This is a genomic window from Flavobacterium sp. (genome assembly GCF_017744675.1).
In the GTDB taxonomy this organism is placed as follows: Bacteria; Bacteroidota; Bacteroidia; order Flavobacteriales; family Flavobacteriaceae; genus Flavobacterium.
The window spans coordinates 725,380-747,024 of record NZ_JAGIAV010000004.1 but is presented as its reverse complement, the minus strand read 5'-3'; the positions used below and the strand labels follow the sequence as shown (position 1 = coordinate 747,024).

Here is a 21,645-nt window from a genome sequence, read left to right as displayed (position 1 = left end):
CGTGAATTCGTGGCGGAAAAAACAACTAAAAAAGCAAAAAACAAATGAACTATATCTCAATAAAAGAAATCAACTCATTATCAAAATGGGTAAAACAAGCGATCAAAATCAAAAAGAATCCGCTTAAAAATCAAAGTTTAGGAAAAAACAAAACTTTGGGAATGCTATTCTTCAATCCGAGTTTAAGAACGCGTTTGAGTACTCAAAAAGCGGCTATGAACTTAGGAATGAACGTTATGGTAATGAATTTTACTAACGAAGGATGGACATTAGAATTTGAAGACGGAGCGGTAATGAATTCTGGTGCTTCAGAACATATTAAAGAAGCGGCAGAAGTTGTTTCTCAATATTGCGATATTATTGCAATTCGTGCTTTTGCCGGATTGGTAGATAAAGAAAAAGATTATGCTGAGACAGTAATTTCAGGATTTTTGAAATATGCTACAGTGCCAATCGTAAATATGGAAAGTGCTATACGTCACCCGTTACAATCGCTGGCAGATGCAATTACAATGGAAGAATTCAAACCTAAACACCAAAATAAGCCAAAAGTGGTTCTTTCTTGGGCTCCGCATCCAAAAGCTTTGCCGCAGGCAGTTGCCAATTCATTCGTAGAGATGATGCAAATGCAAAAAGATATGGATTTTGTAATCACACATCCAGAAGGATATGAACTAAGTCCAGAGATTACAAAAGGTTGCAAAATCGAATATGATCAAGATAAAGCTTTCGAAAATGCTGATTTCGTTTACGTAAAAAACTGGAGTAATTTCAACGATTACGGAAAAGTAACCAACAGCGATCCAAATTGGACGGTTACAGCCGAAAAAATGGCTTTAACCAATAACGGAAAATTCATGCACTGTCTTCCAGTTCGTCGTAACGTAATTGTTACTGATGAAGTTTTAGATGGAGAAAATTCAATCGTAATCGAACAAGCAAATAATAGAACATATTCTGCACAATTAGTGTTGCAGAAGATTTTGAAGAAAATATAATTTTATAGTTACAAAGGAGCAGAGTAACAAAGTTACAAAGGTTTTATACCTTGAGAAAAAACTTTGTCTCTTTGTTACTTTGTCACTCTGAACCTAAAAGTATGCAAGTATCAGTAATCAAAATTGGTGGAAACATCATTGACAATCCGGCAGAATTAGAACAATTTTTAACTGATTTTTCTAAAATCGAAGGATACAAAGTTTTAGTTCACGGCGGTGGAAAGTCGGCTACAAAGATGGCGCAAAGCATTGGTTTGGTTCCGCAGATGATTGACGGACGCCGAATTACAGATGCTCCAATGTTGGATGTTGTGGTAATGATTTACGCAGGTCAGATCAACAAGCATATTGTGGCGCAATTACAGGCAAAAGACAATAATGCAGTTGGTTTTTCTGGAGCTGATGGAAATTTAATCCAGTCAACAAAAAGAAATCACCCAACAATTGATTACGGATTTGTGGGCGATGTAAAACAAGTCAATACCAAATTACTGGCCACTTTATTAGAAGCTGGAATTGTACCCGTTTTCTGTGCGATTACACACGACAAAAACGGACAATTATTAAACACAAATGCTGATACGATTGCAAGCGAATTGTCAATTGCATTATCTGAAGTTTTTGATGTAACGCTAACATATTGTTTTGAAAAACAAGGTGTTTTGATGGATTCAGAAGATGATTCGTCTGTGATTACAGAAATCAACGAAGTTTTGTACAATAAGCTAAAAGAAGAAAAAGTAATCCATTCTGGAATGATTCCGAAATTGGATAACTGTTTCAATAGCTTATCTCGAGGTGTTCAGAAAATCAAAATTGGGCATCACAGAATGCTTCAAAATGCAGATGTTCTGCATACAACGATTACGTTATAAAGTATGTTGCCACGAATTGCACAAATTGACACTAATTCTTCTTTTAAAAATAGAAAATAATTTTAGTCACAGATTAAAAAGATTATTTTGATTTTAAATCTGTGACAAAAAAGTAATTTGCGAAAATTCGCGTAATTGGTGGCAAAAAAATAGAGCGCACAAGGTATTTTAAATAAATTTGCGCAAGTAAAAATGGTCATTGGAAAGCACTTAAAAACTTTGTTGCTTTGTCCCTTTGAGCCTTTGAACCTTAATAAAATGAAAAATATAGATACGCTTACCCAAGAAGCAATTAGTTTGTTAAAAAGTCTTATTGAAACCCCTTCATTTTCAAGCGAAGAAGATCAAACGGCTCTTTTAATAGAAAATTGGTTCAATCAGAATGAAATTCCATTCAAGAGAGAAAATAACAATGTGTGGGCTTTCAACAAATATTTCGACGAAAACAAACCAACGCTTTTATTAAATTCACATCACGATACCGTAAGACCAAATCAAGCTTATACCAACGATCCGTTTAAGGCAATTGAAAAAGACGGTAAATTATTCGGTTTAGGAAGTAATGATGCAGGAGGATGTCTAGTGTCTTTATTGGCAACATTTGTATATTTTTATGAAAACCAAAACTTATCGCATAATATTGTTATCGTTGCTTCGGCAGAAGAAGAAAGCAGCGGAAAAAATGGTTTAAATAGCGTTTTAAAACACTTGCCAGAATTGGATTGCGCAATTGTGGGTGAACCAACTTTAATGCAATTAGCAGTTGCAGAAAAAGGTCTTTTAGTTTTAGATGTAAAAGTAAAAGGAACTGCAAGCCATGCGGCGCATCAAAACGATGATAATGCTTTATACAAATCAATTCCGGTAATGGAATGGTTTAAAAACTATAAGTTTGACAAAATTTCAGATGTTTTGGGTCCTGTAAAAATGACCGTAACGCAAATCAATGCAGGAAAACAGCATAATGTGGTTCCGTCAGAATGTGATTTGGTTGTTGATATTCGGGTAACAGATTGTTATACCAATGCTGAAATTCTAGAAGTCGTAAAAGCAAATGTAAACGCTGAAGTTACGCCAAGATCCATGCATTTAAATGCTTCGTCTATTCCAGTAGAACATGGTTTAGTGCAAGCAGGAATTGCTTTAGGAAGAACAACTTACGGATCGCCAACACTTTCAGACCAATCTGTTTTAAGCTGTCAGTCTTTAAAACTAGGACCTGGAGAAACATTACGTTCTCATTCAGCAGACGAATTTATTTTTGTAAACGAAATTGTAGAAGGAGTCGATTTGTATATTAAAATACTAACAGGGTTCTTCAAATTATAAGAAAATAAAACCGCCACGAATTCACGAATTGTTTTTTACAAACGAATATTAATTCGAATCAATTCGAAAAAATAATCGCAAAGATTTGAAAAAAGTAATTCGTGAATGCGTGGCGAAAAAAAACACAACCTATGAAACTTTGGGAAAAAGGAATACCAACAGATAAACAAATCGAGCAATTTACAGTTGGAAACGACCGTGAACTAGATTTGGTTTTAGCAAAATACGATGCTTTAGGTTCAATCGCGCACGCTAAAATGCTAGGGCAAATTGGTTTGTTGACTTCAGAAGAAACAACTTCTTTGGTTGACGCATTAAACGAAATCATTGCGGATATCGTAGTAGGAAATTTCGAAATCGAAGACAGTTTTGAAGACGTTCACTCTAAAATCGAATATTTATTGACGGTAAAATTGGGCGATGCCGGGAAGAAAATCCATACGGCGCGTTCTCGTAATGATCAGGTTTTAGTTGATGTTCATTTGTATCTAAAAGACGAATTAAAAGCAATAAAAGAACAAGTAAAAACACTTTTTGATTTGTTGATGGAATCGGCAGAAAAGCATCAAAATGTACTATTGCCGGGTTATACGCATTTGCAAATCGCAATGCCATCTTCTTTCGGAATGTGGTTTTCGGCATATGCAGAAAGTCTGATTGATGATATTACAATGCTAAACGCAGCTTCAAAAATTGTAGATCAGAATCCGTTAGGTTCTGCAGCTGGTTACGGAAGTTCGTTTCCAATCAACAGAACTTTTACCACTCAAGAATTAGGTTTCGAAACTCTAAAATACAATGCCGTTGCAGCGCAAATGAGCCGTGGAAAAGCAGAAAAAACAGTTGCTTTTGCGATGACAAGCGTTGCAGGAACATTGTCAAAATTTGCAATGGATGTTTGTTTGTATATGAGCCAGAACTTCGATTTTATCGGACTTCCAGCACATCTTACAACAGGTTCGAGCATCATGCCTCATAAGAAAAACCCAGATGTTTTCGAATTAATCAGAGGAAAATGCAATAAGATTCAGGCGCTTCCTTACGAAATCACTTTAATTACAAATAATCTTCCAAGCGGTTATCACAGAGATTTACAGCTTTTAAAAGAAGGGTTATTTCCAGCGATTCAAAACTTGAAAGCTTGTCTGGACATTGCAATTTTCTCCATAAAGGATATCACAGTAAAAGATCATATTTTAGAAGATAAAAAATACGATTACTTGTTTACGGTTGATACTTTAAACGAAATGGTTGTCGCAGGAATGCCGTTTAGAGATGCTTACAAAGCTGTTGCAGAACAATTAGAAGCAGGAACGTACAAATCTCCAACAGAAACGAAACATACGCACGAAGGAAGTATTAATAATTTATGCCTTGATGCGATTAAGGATAAAATGAAAGCCGCTTTCTAATCTTTTAGTAAGATGTGAAAAGTGAACTGTAAAAAGTAAAAGGTCATTGAAATCAATGACCTTTTTTATGGAGTAAATTTAGTTTTTTACTAGTTTAAAAGTTTTGCTTCTGTTTTCTATCTGAACTTTACAGATGTAAATACCTTTCGAAAGATTTCCAACATTTAATTCTAGTTTTTCGTCTGGAGTAACATTTTTAGCATTAGAATATACTTTTGATCCATTTGTAGCAAACAAATCTACTTTAGCTAAACCATTATCAGAACTTGAAAAGTCAATATTCAAAAGACGATTAATAACAGATGGGTAATATTTCAATTCTAAATTGTTTTTGACATTATCATTCAATCCTAAATTATTGCAGCTGGTAGATACAACACCTTGAGCCGTAACCTGAAGCGTCGCTCCAGCTCCGCAAGTAGCGTTTGAAACAAATCCTGCCACATTTCCAATTGGCAAAATACTGTAGGGATAAGAAGGCTTTGCTACCGTAGTTCCAGAATCTGCAGGCGCATTCAAACAATTGGTAAAAGCAATTCCGATTGTGCCACCGTCAGTGCTTATATAATTTTTAAAAGCGGTTCCAATTTTAGCAAAATCAGTTCCTTCTACATAACAGGTCGTATTGTTAATTCCTCCGCCTAAACCAATAGCAAGCGAACCCGAAACAGAAGTGTTATAATAGCAGTTTAAAATATGAAGTTCGGCATTTCTAGCCCTTGGCATTCTTTCTTTGCATCCTTCTGCCCAATAGCAATTTTTAAAAGTAATGCTATAATGACCATCAGAGGGGGCGTCGGTTTTAGAAGAACCAACTAAATCAGAGAAACGGTGATCATCGGCTCCGCCAGATCCGCCAGGTTTTGGAGCTTTTAGATATGTAAATTTACACCAAGAAACCGTAACGTTATCAGCAGCACCTTTGTTGTCAAAATTGCCATCCATTCCGTCTTGAAACTCACAATGGTCGACCCAGATATTTGTTGCTTCCGAAGTAAGATTATCACGTCCGTCAACATCATAGGCGCCAGGTCCTTCAAAAATTAAGTTTCGTATAATAATATTGTTAGATCCAGGTTTTAAACTTAAAATTCCTGAACCAGCTGCAGTTTGATCGAGGTTTACCAATCGCGCACCAGGAAGTCCAATAATAGTTTTGTCAGTAACCAGCAAACTTGTATAAGTGCAATTTATAGTTCCAGAAACCAAAATAACCTGCGGAGTAGTTAATTTTAATTTGGCAGTTAAATCAGTTAGAGTAGTAACAGTTACAGGAGTGGCGTTTCCGCCTCCAGTTGCTGCAGCTCCAAATCCTTCTGGAGCGCTCATATAATAATTTTGTGCAAACAAAAAGGAGAAAGGCAGAAGCAATGCCAGTAAGATAAGTTTTGTTTTCATTTAAGTGTGGTTTTTTGTGGTTTCAATAGTAAATGTAATCGATTGCACAAATGTAAAAGAATAAAAATAATTTCAAATTAATTTGGCAATTTTTTAGCTATAAAGTTTTGATTTCAAGAACTGTAAGTGTTGTTTTTACACTAATAAATTCAGAAGCCAGTTCTAGATTATTTGTGAAGATGAAAAGGTTTTGAATCTAAAAAGGAGAAAATTCATGCTAAATACATATATTTGATTTATCTAGTCTAAATTGTAATGAAAAAATTGAATGAACAATCTACTTTAGATTTATTTGAGAAAGGTTTAATAACTGAAAATCAGTTTGATGAAATTAAAGCATATCGAAGCTTAAATATTTTTTCAATAAACGCAGAATTAAAGCTTTTTCTATATCTGTCAGTACTTTTATTTACTTCGGGAATCGGAATTTTGATTTACGAAAACATTGATTCAATAGGGCATATTGCTATATTGTCTTTGCTTTTGATCGTTATTGCAGTTTGCTTTTTCTATTGTTTTAAGCATTCTAAAGGTTTTCAGAAGGAAGAAACTACTTTTGAACATCCCGTTTTAGATTATCTGGTTTTGGCAGGCAATATTCTCACTTGTATTTTTATCGGATATCTGCAATTTCAATACAAACCTTTTGGTGAACATTATGGATTGGCAACTTTAGTTCCCACGATAGTGAGTTTCTTCTGCGCCTATTATTTTGATAATCGAAGCGTTTTAACAATTGCGGTTACTGGTCTTGCGGCTTATATTGGTATTTCGGTCACACCGCAGGATTTGTTAAGCAGTAATGATTTTTATGCTAGTCAGAGTTTGAGTTATTCGGCGGTTATTCTGGGTGGTTTGCTAATTTTATGGACAGTTTATAGCAGTCGTATTGCACTAAAAACACATTTTTCTTTAATTTTTCTCACTTTCGCATTGCATATTATTAGTATTGCGTCAATTGCAAATATGACCAATTACGATCCGTTAACTTGGATGCTATTTACTTTAATTCTAGCAGGTTCAACCTATTATTTTTACAAAGCCAGCTATAAGTACAAAGCCATGTCGTTGTATGTATTTATGATTGTCTACGGTTATATTGGAGGCAATATCTTTTTGTTTAGAATTTTTGAACATGTTGATTTCTCTGATATTTGGGAATTGTTTTTTATTCTACTGCCGGCCTATTTCATTGTTTCGATTGTGATTTTTATTAAACTAATTAAAAACTTCCATAAAGAAATTTCAGAATGATAGCATACGATAAAAAAATGTTAGACAATGAAGCTTTAATTGATGAAGCGGGTACATTGTACAATGGAGGTTTTATTAGCAAAGACCAAAAAAAGTTTATAGAGAAAGAATTACCGGTTTTAAAAAGCCAAAACAATATTTTGGTTAGAATTGGATTCTTTTTGCTTGGTTCAATGTTATTTAGTTCTATTTGTGGTGCAATTTCAATTTTTGGTTTGCAATCAGAGCATACCTATTTTCAAATCTGCTGTTATCTTTTTGCTATTATAGGATTTATTGGAACAGAAATGTTAGCAACCCAAAATTATCATAACCACGGACTCGACGATGCTTTTATTTTAGGAGCACTGTTAAATGTCGGAATTGCCATTGCAATAACTACAGAAGGTTACGAAATGATTATTGCACTTTTTGTTTCAATCGCTTCGTTATTTATATTTTTAAGGTATTTGCATGTATTGTCAATGCTCGTATTTTGTATTTCGACAACTGCTTTTTTGTTTTACGGAATGTTTGAGTTTGGCGATATCGGAAAAGCTATTTTGCCTTTTACAGCAATGATTTTTGCTGGAGTTTTATACTTTTTGACTAAAAAAGCAATAAATCGTTTAACTGAAAATTATTATTACAACGGACTATTATTGGCAAATAGTTTTTGTTTGATTCTGTTTTATCTTTCTTGCAATTATTTAGTGGTCAGAGAGCTTTCAGTGGCGCTTTTAGGAGCAGATATAAAACCAGGAACCGATATTCCGTTTGCATTTTTCTTTTATGCATTTACTTTGATAGTGCCCATTTATTATTTGGTTCAGGCTTTAAAAACAAAAGATAGATTAATGCTTTGGATTAGCTTTTTGGCAATTGCATTTTCAATTTATACCATTCGATTTTATCATTCTGTTTTACCGGTAGAAGTTGCGCTTACTCTTGGTGGAGCAATCTTATTTGCAATTGCTTATTTTTCAATTAGAAAATTAAAAGAAAAAGAAAGCGGTTTAACCTTTAAACCGGATAGAATCAGTCATTCAGATGCGATTTTAAATGCAGAAGCGTTAGTAGTTGCTTCAACTTTTGGAATGAAACCGGAAGTAAAACCGCAAGCGTCTCCAATGGAGTTTGGCGGTGGCGGTTTCAGCGGTGGCGGTTCTGAAGGAAGCTTTTAATATTTGTGAAATATGAAATGTGAAATGTGAGAGGTAAGATGTTTAAATCAGATTACTTCTCACATTTTTCATTTCACAAAAAAAATTAAACTTTGCTTTTCAACGTTTCAGCATCAATATCACTGTGAGAAACATCGTAAACTGCTTTTCCATTTTTGATTAAAATCAATTGAGGCGATTCGTGATATACACCAAATTTATTTGCAATTTCGTTTGAAACATCTCTGTGTGCGATTAAGTCTAAAAAGTACGCATCAACTTCACCTTCAAGATCATAATCTCTTTCAAATTGTTTTAAAGCCATTCGGCTAATGCTGCATCTCGTGCTGTGTTTAAAAATTACAACTGGTTTTTTATTAGAAATAGCTTCAATTTCCATTAATTGAAGCAAATCAGTTAATTCTGTCCAGTTTACTTTACTTTTTTGTGCTTCTGAGTTCTCTGAACTTCCGAAGATTGAATTAAAAAAACTCATATTTGGCGTTGTTTGTGACTTTTTGACGTGTTTAAATGAAAAAACTTAATTTTTACCGTCATTTTGTCTGTTTTTATAGTGTGGAATATAATTTGTCTATTTCAATGCAAAGTTAAATTATTTTGAGTTAAAAATTTACCTCAATAAATCGTAACTTTAATCTTATAAATTTCAAACATTTAAATCAATCAAATCGAAAAAATATGAATATAAATAAGTTTACTATTAAATCGCAAGAAGCCATTCAGCTGTCTCAACAGATAGCACAACGAAATGGCCAGCAGCAAATTGAAAATGAACACATTTTCAAAGCTATTTTTGAAGTGGATGAAAACGTAGCACCATTTATACTTAAAAAATTAAATGTAAATGTGCCGTTGTTTTTACAGCTTTTAGATGCTACAATTCAGAGTTTTCCAAAAGTTTCTGGGGGCGAAATCATGCTTTCAAGAGACGCCAATAAAGCTTTGAACGAAGCTGAAATTATTGCACAAAAAATGAACGACGAATACGTTTCGATCGAGCATTTAATTTTAGCCATTTTCGACTCAAAAAGCCGTGTTTCTCAGATTTTAAAAGATCAAGGGGTTACAGGAAAAGGTCTTAAAGCGGCAATAGAAGAATTGCGTAAAGGCGAAAGAGTAACTTCGGCTTCGGCGGAAGAAACATACAATTCGTTGAATAAATATGCTAAAAACCTAAACGAATTAGCGCGTACAGGAAAACTAGATCCGGTTATTGGCCGTGATGAAGAAATCCGTCGTGTGCTGCAAATCTTAACGCGTAGAACCAAAAACAATCCAATGCTTATTGGTGAGCCTGGAGTTGGTAAAACAGCTATTGCAGAAGGTTTGGCGCATAGAATTGTAGACGGAGACGTTCCAGAAAACTTGAAAGAAAAAATCGTTTTCTCACTAGATATGGGAGCTCTTATTGCGGGAGCAAAATACAAAGGAGAATTTGAAGAGCGTTTAAAATCGGTTGTAAAAGAAGTTACAGCTGCAGAAGGTGATATCGTTTTGTTTATTGATGAAATTCATACGCTTGTAGGAGCGGGTGGAGGTGAAGGCGCAATGGACGCGGCAAACATCTTGAAACCAGCTCTAGCACGTGGAGAACTAAGAGCAATTGGTGCGACGACTTTAGATGAGTATCAAAAATATTTCGAAAAAGATAAAGCACTAGAAAGACGTTTCCAAAAAGTTCTAATCGACGAGCCTGATACCGAAAGTGCGATTTCAATTCTTCGTGGAATTAAAGAAAAATACGAAACGCACCATAAAGTTCAGATTAAAGACGAGGCAATTATTGCAGCGGTTGAACTTTCGCAAAGATATATTACCAATCGTTTCTTGCCTGATAAAGCGATTGACTTAATGGACGAAGCAGCTTCTAAACTGCGTATGGAAATCAATTCAAAACCAGAAGAATTAGATGTTTTGGATCGTAAAATCATGCAATTGGAAATTGAGATCGAAGCCATCAAACGTGAGAAAGAAGAAAGCAAGCTTAAAATTTTGGGTATGGAATTGGCCAACCTGAAAGAAGAGCGAAACGAAATCTTTGCTAAATGGAAATCTGAAAAAGATATTGTTGATGGAATTCAAGCTGTAAAACATGAAATTGAAGACTTTAAGTATGAAGCTGAACGTGCAGAACGTGAAGGAGATTACGGAAAAGTAGCCGAGATTCGTTACGGAAAAATAAAAGAAGCGCAAGAACGTCAGGAAACATTGCAAAAACAATTGCAGGAATTCCAATCTGGAAATTCTTTAATCAAAGAAGAAGTAACTAGAGAAGACATTGCAGAAGTGGTAGCAAAATGGACAGGAATTCCAGTAACCAAAATGCTTCAGACAGAAAGAGAAAAGCTATTGCATTTGGAAGACGAATTGCACAAACGTGTTGTTGGACAAGAAGAAGCGATAGAAGCGGTAAGTGACGCAGTTCGTAGAAGCCGTGCCGGTTTGCAGGATATGAAAAAACCTGTTGGTACTTTCTTATTCTTAGGAACAACTGGAGTTGGTAAAACCGAATTAGCAAAAGCTTTGGCCGAATATCTTTTTGATGACGAAAATGCCATGACTCGTATCGATATGAGTGAGTACCAAGAACGTCACAGCGTTAGCCGTTTAGTTGGTGCGCCTCCAGGATATGTAGGTTATGATGAAGGCGGGCAATTGACAGAGGCGGTTCGTAGAAAACCTTATTCTGTGATTTTGTTAGATGAGATCGAAAAAGCGCATCCGGATACATTTAATATTTTGTTGCAAGTTTTGGATGAAGGACGTTTAACAGATAATAAAGGACGTTTGGCCGATTTCAAAAACACGATTATCATCATGACTTCTAATATGGGAAGCCAGATTATTCAAGAGAAATTCGAAAATCTAAAAGGTGGAGTAGAAGCAGCGACAGAAGCAGCCAAAAACGAAGTTTTAGGATTATTGAAACAAACAGTACGTCCGGAGTTTATCAACCGTATCGACGAAATCGTAATGTTTACACCTCTTACAGCAGATAATATTTCTAGAATTGTAAGCTTACAGTTAAAAGGTGTAACCAAAATGTTGGCACAACAGGGCATTACAATGGATGCAACTCCAGAAGCGATTGCTTACTTATCAGACAAAGGATATGATCCGCAGTTTGGTGCAAGACCAGTAAAACGTGTCGTGCAGAGAGAAGTTTTAAATCAATTGTCAAAAGAAATTTTGGCAGGAAACATAACAACAGACAGCATCATTTTGTTAGATGCTTTCGATGGCAAATTGGTTTTTAGAAACCAGACAGCTAATTAATTTTTTTTTCATGTTAATCTTAAAAAAGCATCAGTTCTTAACTGGTGCTTTTTTTTTACTCACAATTCTGAAACTTTTTATCCAATTCATATAACATGATATCTTCAAAAAAGAATCAATTTTAAATTAATAAAAATCAGCAAATTATTAATTAAAATTTTTAAATCATGAATAATATATTTAGAGGACTACTGGCGGGATATGGTGCTAAAAAGCTAGGTGGAGGTTGTTTTGGAACAATCATAGTTTTCATCATTTTGTGGGTTCTTTTAGGGCAATGCCATTAAGGCCGCAATACAGAAAATTACGAATAAAAACACAAATTTAGATGCGATATTTTTGGGCAGATTAAGTCAAAATGTCTAGATTCGCATCACTAAAATAAATTAAAAAAAATGGGTTCAGGTTTTTTCGCTTTATTAGATGATATCGCAGCAATTATGGATGACGTTGCAGTAATGAGTAAAGTTGCTGCAAAAAAAACAGCCGGAATTTTGGGCGACGATTTAGCAGTAAATGCCGAAAAAGCGTCTGGATTTGCTTCGTCTAGAGAATTGCCGGTTTTGTGGGCAATCAGTAAAGGTTCGTTATTAAATAAAATCATTATTCTTCCAGTTGCATTTTTATTAAGTGCCTTTTTTCCAATTGCTATTATGGTGATTTTGGTATTGGGAGGATTGTTTTTAGCTTACGAAGGAGCCGAAAAAATCTACGAATTTATAGTGCCCCACGCGCATGAAGAATCTGAAGGAATTACAGATGAGGTGCTTACCGAAGAAGAAATTTTGCTTATAGAAAAAGACAAAGTAAAATCGGCAATCGTAACCGATTTTATTCTTTCTGTCGAAATCGTAATTATAGCGCTTGGAACCGTAATCGGAAAACCATTAGTTTCGCAAATTGTTACCGTTTCTATCATTGCAGTAATTGCAACTATTGGAGTTTACGGAATTGTAGCACTTATTGTTCGTATGGATGAGGTTGGTTTCAAAATGATTAAGCATAGCAAAAAAGAAAAAAGCCTTTTAAAAACTGTTGGGAACATATTGGTTCAAGCACTTCCAAAAGTCATTAAAGCATTAACCGTTATTGGTACAATTGCCTTAATCTTGGTTGCAGGCGGGTTATTCGTTCATAATATCGAATTCTTTCACCACCTTTTGCCAAACTTTCCTTCAATTATAAAAGAGTTTGCAATCGGACTTATCATTGGTTTTATTGTTTTAGCAATAGTAAACCTTTTCAAAAAAATATTTAAAAAGAAAGAGCCAGCGGTTTAATAATTGCTTTCAAATAACAAACAGAACATCAGTCGAAAGGCTGGTGTTTTTTTTGAAGCAAGAACGAATAGTTTCAGTTCAAGTCCAGTCCCGCTATCCACTATATCTTTTGGGGCTCCCGATAGCCATCGGGACTGCCCCAAAAGGATGCCGTTTCTATCGGGGCTAAAGTAGAAAGTTTCATTTTTTATAAGAAATATAAGTAAGTCTGAACTTTTTTTTAAACAAATAAAATGCTGATTTATAGTTGTTTGTTGTTTTAGTAAAATTTTTAACATTTTTATTTAAGCAACCATTGCCATATCGCGACATCTTCATAGTAATTAACAATTAATTATTATTTTATATGAAAAGTTTTAGATTAAAATCAGTTTTAGTAGTATTATTTTTGTCAATTGCATTTGTTTCATGCAGTAGCGATGACGACAACAAAACACCTGCTCCGACAACAACAAAAGCCGCTTTGGTGACTGAAATCAAAGGACCAGCAACAGGAAAAGTAAACGACGAATTGAGCTATGATGTAACGTATGTAGTAGATAATGCTTGCGCAGAATTTGATAAAATTTCAGAAGTAACAATCGGATCTGTAAAAGGTCTTCAAGTAATTGCAAAATACCCATCTGAAGTTTGCACACAACAAGTACCAGATCCAAAAAAGACAGTTTACAAATTTAAAGCAACTGCAAAAGGAACTTTCGAAATTAAATTCAAAAAATCAGAAACAGAATTCCTGACTCAAAAAGTAGTAATCGAATAACAACAAGCTTAGTTGAATTTTTTTAGGTTGAAAAGCCATTTTGCAGAGGTTTAATTTTAAGCTGATGTAAAATGGCTTTTTGTTTTAAATATGTAAGGTTTTTGTCTTTTTTTAATTTTAGACTCTATTGAAAATAAGGTTGTTTAATCTTTTTTTCTTACATTTGCATACAATTCGAAAACAATTATGGAAAAAACAATAATCATAAAACCAGACCCTAAAATAGTTTCTGTTTTAAAGAAGATGGTGGATTTAAAAGAAGAACATCGCAAAGAAGTTTTGGCGAAAGCAAATAAAAAATAAAGTTATTTTTTAATGTATCAATATATTTCAGAAGAGGGTTTAAGCCCTCTTTTTTATTTTATAAAAAAATATGATTTAAAGTATTTTGTAAGTTTTAGAAAAGTAGATTTTGAGAATGATTATTTCGAGAATTTATTTTTTATTGATTTTTATGAATCAAATAATCAAAAATTTTATAATGATCCACATATTGAAACTACAATTATTACAATCATAAGTGATTATTTTAAAAGAAATCCGAATGTTATAATAAGTTATGTTTGTGATATTGTTGATTATAAACAGGATTTTAGAAAACGATTATTTGATAAATGGTATAAAAATTTCAATGATAATAAGTTTTCAAAAATTAATTTTCAATATGAAATAGAAAATAATAGTATTACTTATCATTTAAGTTTAATTTTTAGAAGTGAACTATATAAAGAAGAAGAATTAATAGAAAATGTTAATTTACAATTAGAAGAATTTACAAACTTGAAATGATTTCAATTTTATATTACCCTTAACTATCTCACTTTGCCATTCCTTTAAAAATTACTACTTTTGCACTCTAAATTTTATGTCATGGCGAAAAGAAAGTATAAAATATCGGTTATTCAGTTAAACCTGAATGATGTTGCTGAAAACAATCTTAAAAAATGTATTAGCAGGGTAAGAGATGCTGCAAGTCAAGGTGCAGAAGTGATCTTACTGCCTGAATTATATAGCAGTCATTATTTTTGTCAAAGTGAAGATGTAGAGAATTTTGCATTAGCAGAACCGCTTTACAGCACTTCATTTATTGCATTCAGCGAATTGGCAAAAGAATTAGGAGTAGTAATTATTGTTCCTTTCTTTGAGAAAAGAATGGCAGGAATCTATCATAACAGTGCTTACATTATTGACACAGACGGAACTGAGGCTGGTTTATACCGTAAAATGCATATTCCAGACGATCCGCATTTCTATGAGAAATTCTATTTCACTCCAGGTGATTTAGGCTTCCAAGCTATCGAAACTAAAAAAGGAACTGTTGGAACTTTAATCTGCTGGGATCAATGGTATCCAGAAGCAGCTCGTATTACAGCTCTTAAAGGGGCAGAGGTTTTGTTTTACCCAACAGCAATTGGATGGCATCCTAAGGAAAAAGAACAATACGGAGAAAACCAATATGGCGCTTGGATGAACGTTATGAAAGGTCACGCTGTAGCAAATGGCGTTTTTGTAGCGGCAGCTAACCGAATTGGTTTAGAAAAATACATCGACGGAACAGAAGGGATTCAATTCTGGGGAGCTTCTTTCATTGCTGGACCGCAAGGAGAAATATTAGCTCAAGCTTCTCACGATAAAGAAGAAATCTTAATTGCAGAGGTTGATTTAGATTTGCAAGAAAATGTTCGTCAAAACTGGCCATTTTTCAGAGACAGAAGAATTGATGCTTTTGGAGATATTACAAAAAGAGCAATCGATAAATAATTAGATTTTTATCTATATAAGTACAGAGAAGAGCTATCTTGAAAGGATAGCTCTTTTTTTTACGCTTCAGAGAAGCGAAATATATAAATTTTGGATATCGCTCCGCTGGAGCTTTTTTCATTTGTGTTGTTCAAATTCTATAGATATTTAGCTCCTATGGAGCCTATATGCGTTTTTTGTTATGCCGCCGCTTCAGAGAAGCGAAATATTTATAGAAAAGAATACATATAGGCAATAAAGAGCTCCAGAGGAGCGAAATGTATTAAGTAAGGATATTTGCCGCTGCTCTGGAGTCCTCAGCGCATTTTTTATAACTAAAAAAAGCTGTTTCATATTGAAACAGCTCCTTTTCTTGTTTTAACTTTTATATATAAATTACTTCACTTGGAAAGTAACTCTTCTCACGATTTGACGTGCTTCTTTAGAATTTTTGTTAACAGATGTATCTTCTCCGTTAGCAATTACATTCAATCTTGAAGCATCAATTCCAGCATTTACAGCTACTTTTTTCACAGCCTCAGCTCTTTTTCTTGATAACTCAACATTGTAGTCTGAATTTCCAATTTCGTCAGCATATCCAATAATGTCTGCTGATTTTCCAGGGTTGTTTTTCAAATATTTAACCAAGAAATCTACGCCTGATAAAGAAGCATTTGTTGGTTTAGACGAATTGAAGTCGAAATAAACGTTTACATAACCACCATTGATTAATTCTTCAACAGTATTGTTTGTAGCTGTTCCAGCGCCTTTCTTTTCGTAAGTTTTATCTAAATAGCTTTCTAACTCATCTGGCACACCATTTTGATTAGTATCAATAGATTGTCCTTTTGTGTTAACAGCAACTCCTGCGATAGAATTTGGTTCTAAATCGTATAAATCAGCAACTCCATCTTTGTCTGAATCGATAAGACCAGTTTCGATTAAGTCCACTCTTTTTTCCAATTCGCTAATTCTATCTTCTTCGCCAACCCAGTCAGCATGTTTTTGATTTTTGCCTAAGTAGAAAGTTAAACCAACAGAAGCGTTTAATAAAACACCGTCAAAAGCACCTGTTGATGTAGTTCCCATTCCGTCGAAGTTCCAGTTTTGTCTTCCGTTCACAATTCCGGTAAGATCACCTGTTAGAGCTACTCGGTCGCTTAATCTGATTTGTCCTGTTAAACCAGCAATTCCGTGTGCCATATAATCTTGTCCTCCAAATCCTGTTTCGGTGCTAATTTGAGAAACTCCAAAACCACCATGTGCCAAAAGACCAATTGTATTTGTCCAAGTTTCAAAATTTAAAGCACGTCCAACATTGATAACCCCTTGTAAACTAGCTCTCACATAGCGGCTGTCAAAATCTGGAGTGTTTTTTTTCTCTTTAAATTGATCGTAACCAACATCTAATTTTACCCCAAACTTTGGACTAAACATATATCTTACACCTAAATCTCCGTGAAAAAAGTTTAAAGATTCTGTAGTATAACCTGGAGTCATTGTTCTGGTTGGTTTATTAACACCACCATTAAGTTCGATCGACCATTTGTTGTATTCTTGGTCTACGCTAGGCTTGGTAGAAGTGGTTGCCATATTTTGAGCGCCTGCAGCAAATGATAGCAGTAATAATGATACTGATACTAATTTCTTTTTCATGATATCAAAAATTAAATTGTTTTTATTTTAAACTCATGAGCAAAATTAAAAGTCGATTTTCAGAATGTGTTGTATATGCTCTTACATAATTCCCATATTTTGGCTTTTAATTATATAAAACAGTTAAAATTAGCATAATAAGAGTTTAAAAAAAGGGCAAAATTCACATTTTGCCCTTTTTTATTCTTACAAAAAATAATATTATTTCAAATCTGGTTGATAAATTTTAACAGATCCATCTCCTTCGCTGCTTACTACTAATAAGCTTCTTTTTGTTGGACTTTTTGAAGCTGGAATAAATAAAACTCCTTCTGGAGCATCTCCTGTTTTTACTGTTTGCAAATATTGAGGAGAAGTTGGATTTGAGACATCATAAACCATAAAAGCATCAGATCTTTCTAAACCAACAAATAAAATGCTTTGAGTTCCTATTTTTGCTACAACCACTGCTTCAGGTTCAGAACCTTTATCGTCACTTCTTTTATCGTCATAAGTTCCTAATTCATTAGTCTTTTTGTCAGCATCATTTTTGCTGTCAAAAACAATTTTTCCAGTGTTTCCGTTCCAAATTGAGAATGATCTTCCTCCAAAACTTACCATTTCGTCCAAATCTCCATCGCCGTCAGTATCTCCCATATCAGCAACAAGATTTAATCGTCCTAAATTAGCATCTAATTTTAAAGTAGCGGCATCAGGAAAAACCGTTGCATCAAGAGTCATGTTTTTCATACGTTTCACATCTGTGTAAGCAGTGTATTCTCTTGCATCACCTTCGTTAGCCGTAACAAAATAAGGAATGTTGTTTACTGTAAAATGGCTAATAGCGTCTGGCATATAAAGACCTTTTACTTTCCAAGGATTAAAAGCAATTTTATTGTCACTATCGCTTACATCAATTGCATTTTCAGCGGTATTGTAATCTTTTAAACCTAAAGGGTAAATGGCAGTAATAGTCTTAGAAGTCAAATCCACTTTTGCAACGCCATTATTTTCTTGCAGAGTTACCCAAGCTGTTTTAGAATCGTCAGAAATAGTAATGTATTCTGGTTCGATATCTTGGGCAAAGCTAGTTTTAGCAAATTTAGAAACTCTAAATCCCTCTTTTTTCAACGCTTCAGCCTGACCTGCAAAAGAGCTGAAATCTAAAGTTGTCACATTATAAGAGCTAGTTTCGATGATAGAAACTGTTCCGTTAGGATCTTGCGAATAATCTGTATTTGGTTCGCCCTCATTAGCGGTCATAATAAATTTTCCGTCAGGAGAAAAAGTAATCATATCTGGCAATGCCCCAACTGTGACTTGTTTGATTAAGCTATAGTCTGCAGTATTAAAAACAACTACTTTGCCATTTCCTTGCTTATTTATGGTAGATTCTAAAGCAACAGCCAATTTTCCGTCAAAAACAGAAACACTGTTTGCGGCACCTTCGTATGTAGCCAAATTAATTTGTCCAATTTTAATAGGTTTTGTTGGGTCGGCAATGTCAATAACATCAATTTGATTGACACCGCTGTTGTTTACTGTAAAAAGTCTTTTTGTTTTTTCGCAGTAAGCTGAAATTTCGGCTGCACCTTCGCCGCCAATAGTAATAGAACTAATTTCTTTAAAAGTTCCGGGATTTTCATTTGCAACAACTTCAGGTGTGCTGTTAGAGTTTTCATCATTGTTACAGCTAGCCAAAACAAAAAGGACTGCTAATAATGAGATTGATAAATTTTTCATGTGTTAGTTTTTAGTTTTTGCTAAAGTAGTTCTGAGGCGTCTGTTAAATATTAAGGATGTATTATTTAATCTTTAACTTAGTTTTTACAAGATATTTTTTGTGAAATGGCATACGAATTTTACTCATATGTTTTAAAATCCTAACGAATGCTTATCTTTGCACTTTCTAAATTAGAACCTTTTTATGTCAACAAATAATAGAAGATTTCCAGCAGAATGGGAAAAACAGCAAGGAATTGTATTATGTTTTCCGCATAACGGCAACGATTGGCCAGGAAAATATGAAGCTGTTCAATGGGCTTTTGTGGAGTTTATAAAGAAAGTTGCCACTTTTGAAACTGTTTTTTTGGTGGTTGCCGATGAAAAACTGAAAGAGAAAGTAGCCGATATGCTTGAAAGAGCTCGTGTGAACCTTAAAAATGTATCTTATATTATTCATAAAACCAACAGAAGCTGGATGCGTGACTCTGGACCAATTATTGTAAAAAATGGTTCTAAAAGAGAAGCTTTGAATTTCAATTTCAATGGTTGGGCAAAATATAAAAACTATCAATTAGATAAATTCGTTCCGGGTAAAGTAGCTGATTTTATTGATGTTCCCTTAACTCAGGTAATGTATAAAGGAAAACCAGTAATTGTAGAAGGCGGAGCAATTGATGTAAACGGTAAAGGAACTTTATTGACTTCTGAAGAATGTTTGATGCACCCAACAATTCAGGTGAGAAATCCTGGTTTTACCAAAGAAGATTACGAAGCGGTTTTTAAAGAATATCTTGGAGTAACCAACGTAATCTGGTTAGGAGACGGAATTGAAGGTGATGACACACACGGTCACATCGATGATTTGTGCCGATTTGTAAATGAAGATACAATTGTAACGATTGTAGAAACAGATAAAAACGATTCTAACTACAAGCCTTTGCAAGACAATTTGAAACGTCTGCAAAACGCAAAATTAGAAAACGGAAAATCACCTGTAATTGTAGCATTGCCAATGCCAAAACGTGTTGATTTTGAAGATTTGCGTTTGCCTGCGAGCTATGCTAATTTCTTGATTTTGAATAATTGTGTATTAGTGCCAACTTTCAATGACAGCAATGACCGTGTCGCTTTGAATATCTTAGCAGAATGTTTCCCTGATCGTGAAGTAATCGGAATGAGCTGTATCGATTTTATCTGGGGCTTTGGAACTTTACATTGTTTAAGTCAGCAGATTCCTGCTTAAAAAAAGTAAAAACAGATTTATAAAAAATCACTTTAGTCTTTTTAATCTTTGGTGTAATCATTTGATATAGAAAGATTTTTTAATATTCTCTGAGCTGTCACTTTTGTTGGCAGCTTTTTTTTGTTGTATATTTAACAGACAGATTTACCTCGTGTTCCTAGAACCTCCTTATATTCGTGTGTTCAACAATGCAGAAATGCAGATTTAATTTTATATGAAGAAAATATTTTTTATCCTTTCCGTGCTTTCTTCCGGAGTTCTTTTTTCACAGTCTGATTCGCAAGAAAAAAGTGAACTTACATTTGCAACCTACAATGTAAGTATGGAATCTGATAATTATTCTCCAAAAGGCGCAATGGGAAAATCAGAGCAGATATTGATTAAGCAACTTAGTTCAGGAAATAATACTCAAATTAGAAATATTGCCCAGATTATTCAGACGGTTAGGCCAGACGTTATTCTATTAAACGAACTCGATTATATTAAAGATCCTGAACTTGGTGTAAAGGCTTTTATTAAAAATTATTTAAATGTGAGTCAAGGCGGGGCAACGGCCATAGATTATCCATACTTTTATTATTCAACAGTAAATACAGGTCAGCCAAGTCCTTACGATTTGAACAATGACGGAAAACTGGATAATTTTGGAAATGATGCATGGGGATTTGGCATGTATCCCGGACAATATGGGATGATGCTTTTGTCTAAATATCCTATTGATGTTAATGCGGTTCGTACTTTTCAGCATTTTAAATGGAAAGATATGCCGGGAGCATTGCTTACCAAAAAAGCCGATGGATCAGATTGGTATAGCAAGAAAGCATGGAAGGAATTTCCGTTGTCTTCAAAATCCCACTGGGATGTTCCTGTACAGATTGGCAGCAAAACAGTTCATATTTTAGTCAGTCATCCAACTCCTCCCACTTTTGACGGTGAAGAAGATCGCAATGGAAAAAGAAATCATGATGAAATCCGATTCTGGAAAGACTACATTTCAGACAATTCTGCTTCGTACATTTATGATGATAAAGGCGTAAAAGGTGGTTTACCTCAAAATTCTCAATTTGTTATATTAGGAGATCAAAATGCTTCGCCAGTTGAAGGAAACGCGATTAGAGAAGGCATAAAGTCTTTAATTGAAAGCCCGAAGATTAATAGCGATTTTACGCCTGCTAGTAAAGGCGGTGCTGAATATAGTCCTGAAAATCCTTTTGGAATTAATCATACTGCCTTTTGGAGAATGCGTGCTGACTATGTATTGCCATCCAGACTTGGTTTTAAGGCTGTCAGCAGCGGTGTGTTTTGGCCTGCAAAAGGGGAGCCAATGTCTGAATTAGTTGAAAAACGTGAATCAAGTTCAGATCATCGTTTGGTTTGGGTAAAAGTGGTTTTGGAGTAAATGACTCTTTCGGTATATTTTTCACACAGATTCCTTTTTAGTGATGTTTAAATAATCAGCGAAATCAGCTTAAATCTTTTTAAATCTGCGTGAAATAAATAGACAATCTCTAAATAAAAAAAGCTTGTTAGTTTTTATTCTAACAAGCTTTTTATTTT

Annotated in this window: 17 protein-coding genes; 13 read left to right on the top strand and 4 right to left on the bottom strand. The window is 34.3% G+C overall.

The window, feature by feature from the left end; all coding sequences use genetic code 11:
* Window positions 1–44: 44 nt before the first annotated feature.
* From J7574_RS13460 to argH, 4 genes are all read left to right on the top strand, one after another.
* Entirely contained in the window at window positions 45–998 is a 954-nt protein-coding gene (locus J7574_RS13460; protein ID WP_290969147.1) for an N-acetylornithine carbamoyltransferase, read from the top strand.
* Between the two features lie 101 nt (window positions 999–1,099).
* Window positions 1,100–1,873: an acetylglutamate kinase gene (argB, locus tag J7574_RS13455; protein ID WP_290969145.1), complete on the top strand. Its 774-nt coding sequence runs from the start codon at window positions 1,100–1,102 to the stop codon at window positions 1,871–1,873.
* 258 nt (window positions 1,874–2,131) lie between these two features.
* Window positions 2,132–3,202 carry a M20 family metallo-hydrolase gene (locus J7574_RS13450; protein WP_290969143.1) on the top strand — a complete coding sequence of 357 codons (1,071 nt, stop codon included), beginning with the start codon at window positions 2,132–2,134 and terminating at the stop codon, window positions 3,200–3,202.
* A 131-nt stretch (window positions 3,203–3,333) separates the two neighbouring features.
* Complete coding sequence (gene argH / locus J7574_RS13445) at window positions 3,334–4,614, top strand: argininosuccinate lyase (protein ID WP_290969142.1); 1,281 nt, start codon at window positions 3,334–3,336, stop codon at window positions 4,612–4,614.
* Between the two features lie 78 nt (window positions 4,615–4,692).
* Here argH and J7574_RS13440 read toward each other — a convergent pair whose 3' ends face one another.
* Complete coding sequence (locus J7574_RS13440; RefSeq protein WP_290969139.1) at window positions 4,693–6,012, bottom strand: T9SS type A sorting domain-containing protein; 1,320 nt, start codon at window positions 6,010–6,012, stop codon at window positions 4,693–4,695.
* A gap of 255 nt (window positions 6,013–6,267) precedes the next feature.
* On the opposite strand from J7574_RS13440, the gene J7574_RS13435 reads away from it, so the two are divergent.
* A complete protein-coding gene (locus tag J7574_RS13435; RefSeq protein WP_290969136.1) occupies window positions 6,268–7,266 on the top strand; it encodes a DUF2157 domain-containing protein in 999 nt (332 codons plus the stop codon).
* Window positions 7,263–8,429, top strand: a complete 1,167-nt coding sequence (locus J7574_RS13430) for a hypothetical protein (protein WP_290969133.1) — start codon at window positions 7,263–7,265, stop codon at window positions 8,427–8,429. Before J7574_RS13435 ends, J7574_RS13430 begins: the two co-directional genes overlap by 4 nt.
* Before the next feature lie 85 nt (window positions 8,430–8,514).
* Here the strand turns inward: J7574_RS13430 and ytxJ are convergent, their stop codons facing one another.
* Window positions 8,515–8,904, bottom strand: coding sequence for a bacillithiol system redox-active protein YtxJ (ytxJ, locus tag J7574_RS13425; protein ID WP_290969130.1), 390 nt, complete (start codon window positions 8,902–8,904; stop codon window positions 8,515–8,517).
* Between the two features lie 203 nt (window positions 8,905–9,107).
* Here ytxJ and clpB point away from each other — a divergent pair, with 203 nt between their 5' ends.
* The 5 genes from clpB to J7574_RS13400 all read left to right on the top strand — a co-directional run bounded on the left by clpB (window position 9,108) and on the right by J7574_RS13400 (window position 15,506).
* Window positions 9,108–11,705: an ATP-dependent chaperone ClpB gene (clpB, locus tag J7574_RS13420; RefSeq protein ID WP_290969127.1), complete on the top strand. Its 2,598-nt coding sequence runs from the start codon at window positions 9,108–9,110 to the stop codon at window positions 11,703–11,705.
* A gap of 395 nt (window positions 11,706–12,100) precedes the next feature.
* Complete coding sequence (locus J7574_RS13415) at window positions 12,101–12,985, top strand: DUF808 domain-containing protein (protein WP_290969124.1); 885 nt, start codon at window positions 12,101–12,103, stop codon at window positions 12,983–12,985.
* 346 nt (window positions 12,986–13,331) lie between these two features.
* Window positions 13,332–13,745: a hypothetical protein gene (locus J7574_RS13410; RefSeq protein WP_290969121.1), complete on the top strand. Its 414-nt coding sequence runs from the start codon at window positions 13,332–13,334 to the stop codon at window positions 13,743–13,745.
* A gap of 315 nt (window positions 13,746–14,060) precedes the next feature.
* Complete coding sequence (locus J7574_RS13405) at window positions 14,061–14,534, top strand: DUF6169 family protein (RefSeq protein ID WP_290969118.1); 474 nt, start codon at window positions 14,061–14,063, stop codon at window positions 14,532–14,534.
* Between the two features lie 81 nt (window positions 14,535–14,615).
* On the top strand, window positions 14,616–15,506 hold the full coding sequence (locus J7574_RS13400) for a carbon-nitrogen hydrolase (protein ID WP_290969115.1): 891 nt from the start codon (window positions 14,616–14,618) through the stop codon (window positions 15,504–15,506).
* Between the two features lie 375 nt (window positions 15,507–15,881).
* Here the strand turns inward: J7574_RS13400 and J7574_RS13395 are convergent, their stop codons facing one another.
* Window positions 15,882–17,141 carry an OmpA family protein gene (locus tag J7574_RS13395; RefSeq protein ID WP_290969111.1) on the bottom strand — a complete coding sequence of 420 codons (1,260 nt, stop codon included), beginning with the start codon at window positions 17,139–17,141 and terminating at the stop codon, window positions 15,882–15,884.
* A 201-nt stretch (window positions 17,142–17,342) separates the two neighbouring features.
* The gene (locus J7574_RS13390; RefSeq protein WP_290969108.1) at window positions 17,343–18,863 is read right to left on the bottom strand and encodes a choice-of-anchor I family protein; all 1,521 of its coding nucleotides are present in this window, start codon (window positions 18,861–18,863) and stop codon (window positions 17,343–17,345) included.
* 184 nt (window positions 18,864–19,047) lie between these two features.
* Here J7574_RS13390 and J7574_RS13385 point away from each other — a divergent pair, with 184 nt between their 5' ends.
* Together J7574_RS13385 and J7574_RS13380 are read left to right on the top strand one after the other, a co-directional pair.
* Complete coding sequence (locus tag J7574_RS13385; RefSeq protein ID WP_290969106.1) at window positions 19,048–20,088, top strand: agmatine/peptidylarginine deiminase; 1,041 nt, start codon at window positions 19,048–19,050, stop codon at window positions 20,086–20,088.
* A gap of 214 nt (window positions 20,089–20,302) precedes the next feature.
* Window positions 20,303–21,487, top strand: a complete 1,185-nt coding sequence (locus J7574_RS13380; protein WP_290969103.1) for an endonuclease/exonuclease/phosphatase family protein — start codon at window positions 20,303–20,305, stop codon at window positions 21,485–21,487.
* Window positions 21,488–21,645 lie beyond the last annotated feature (158 nt).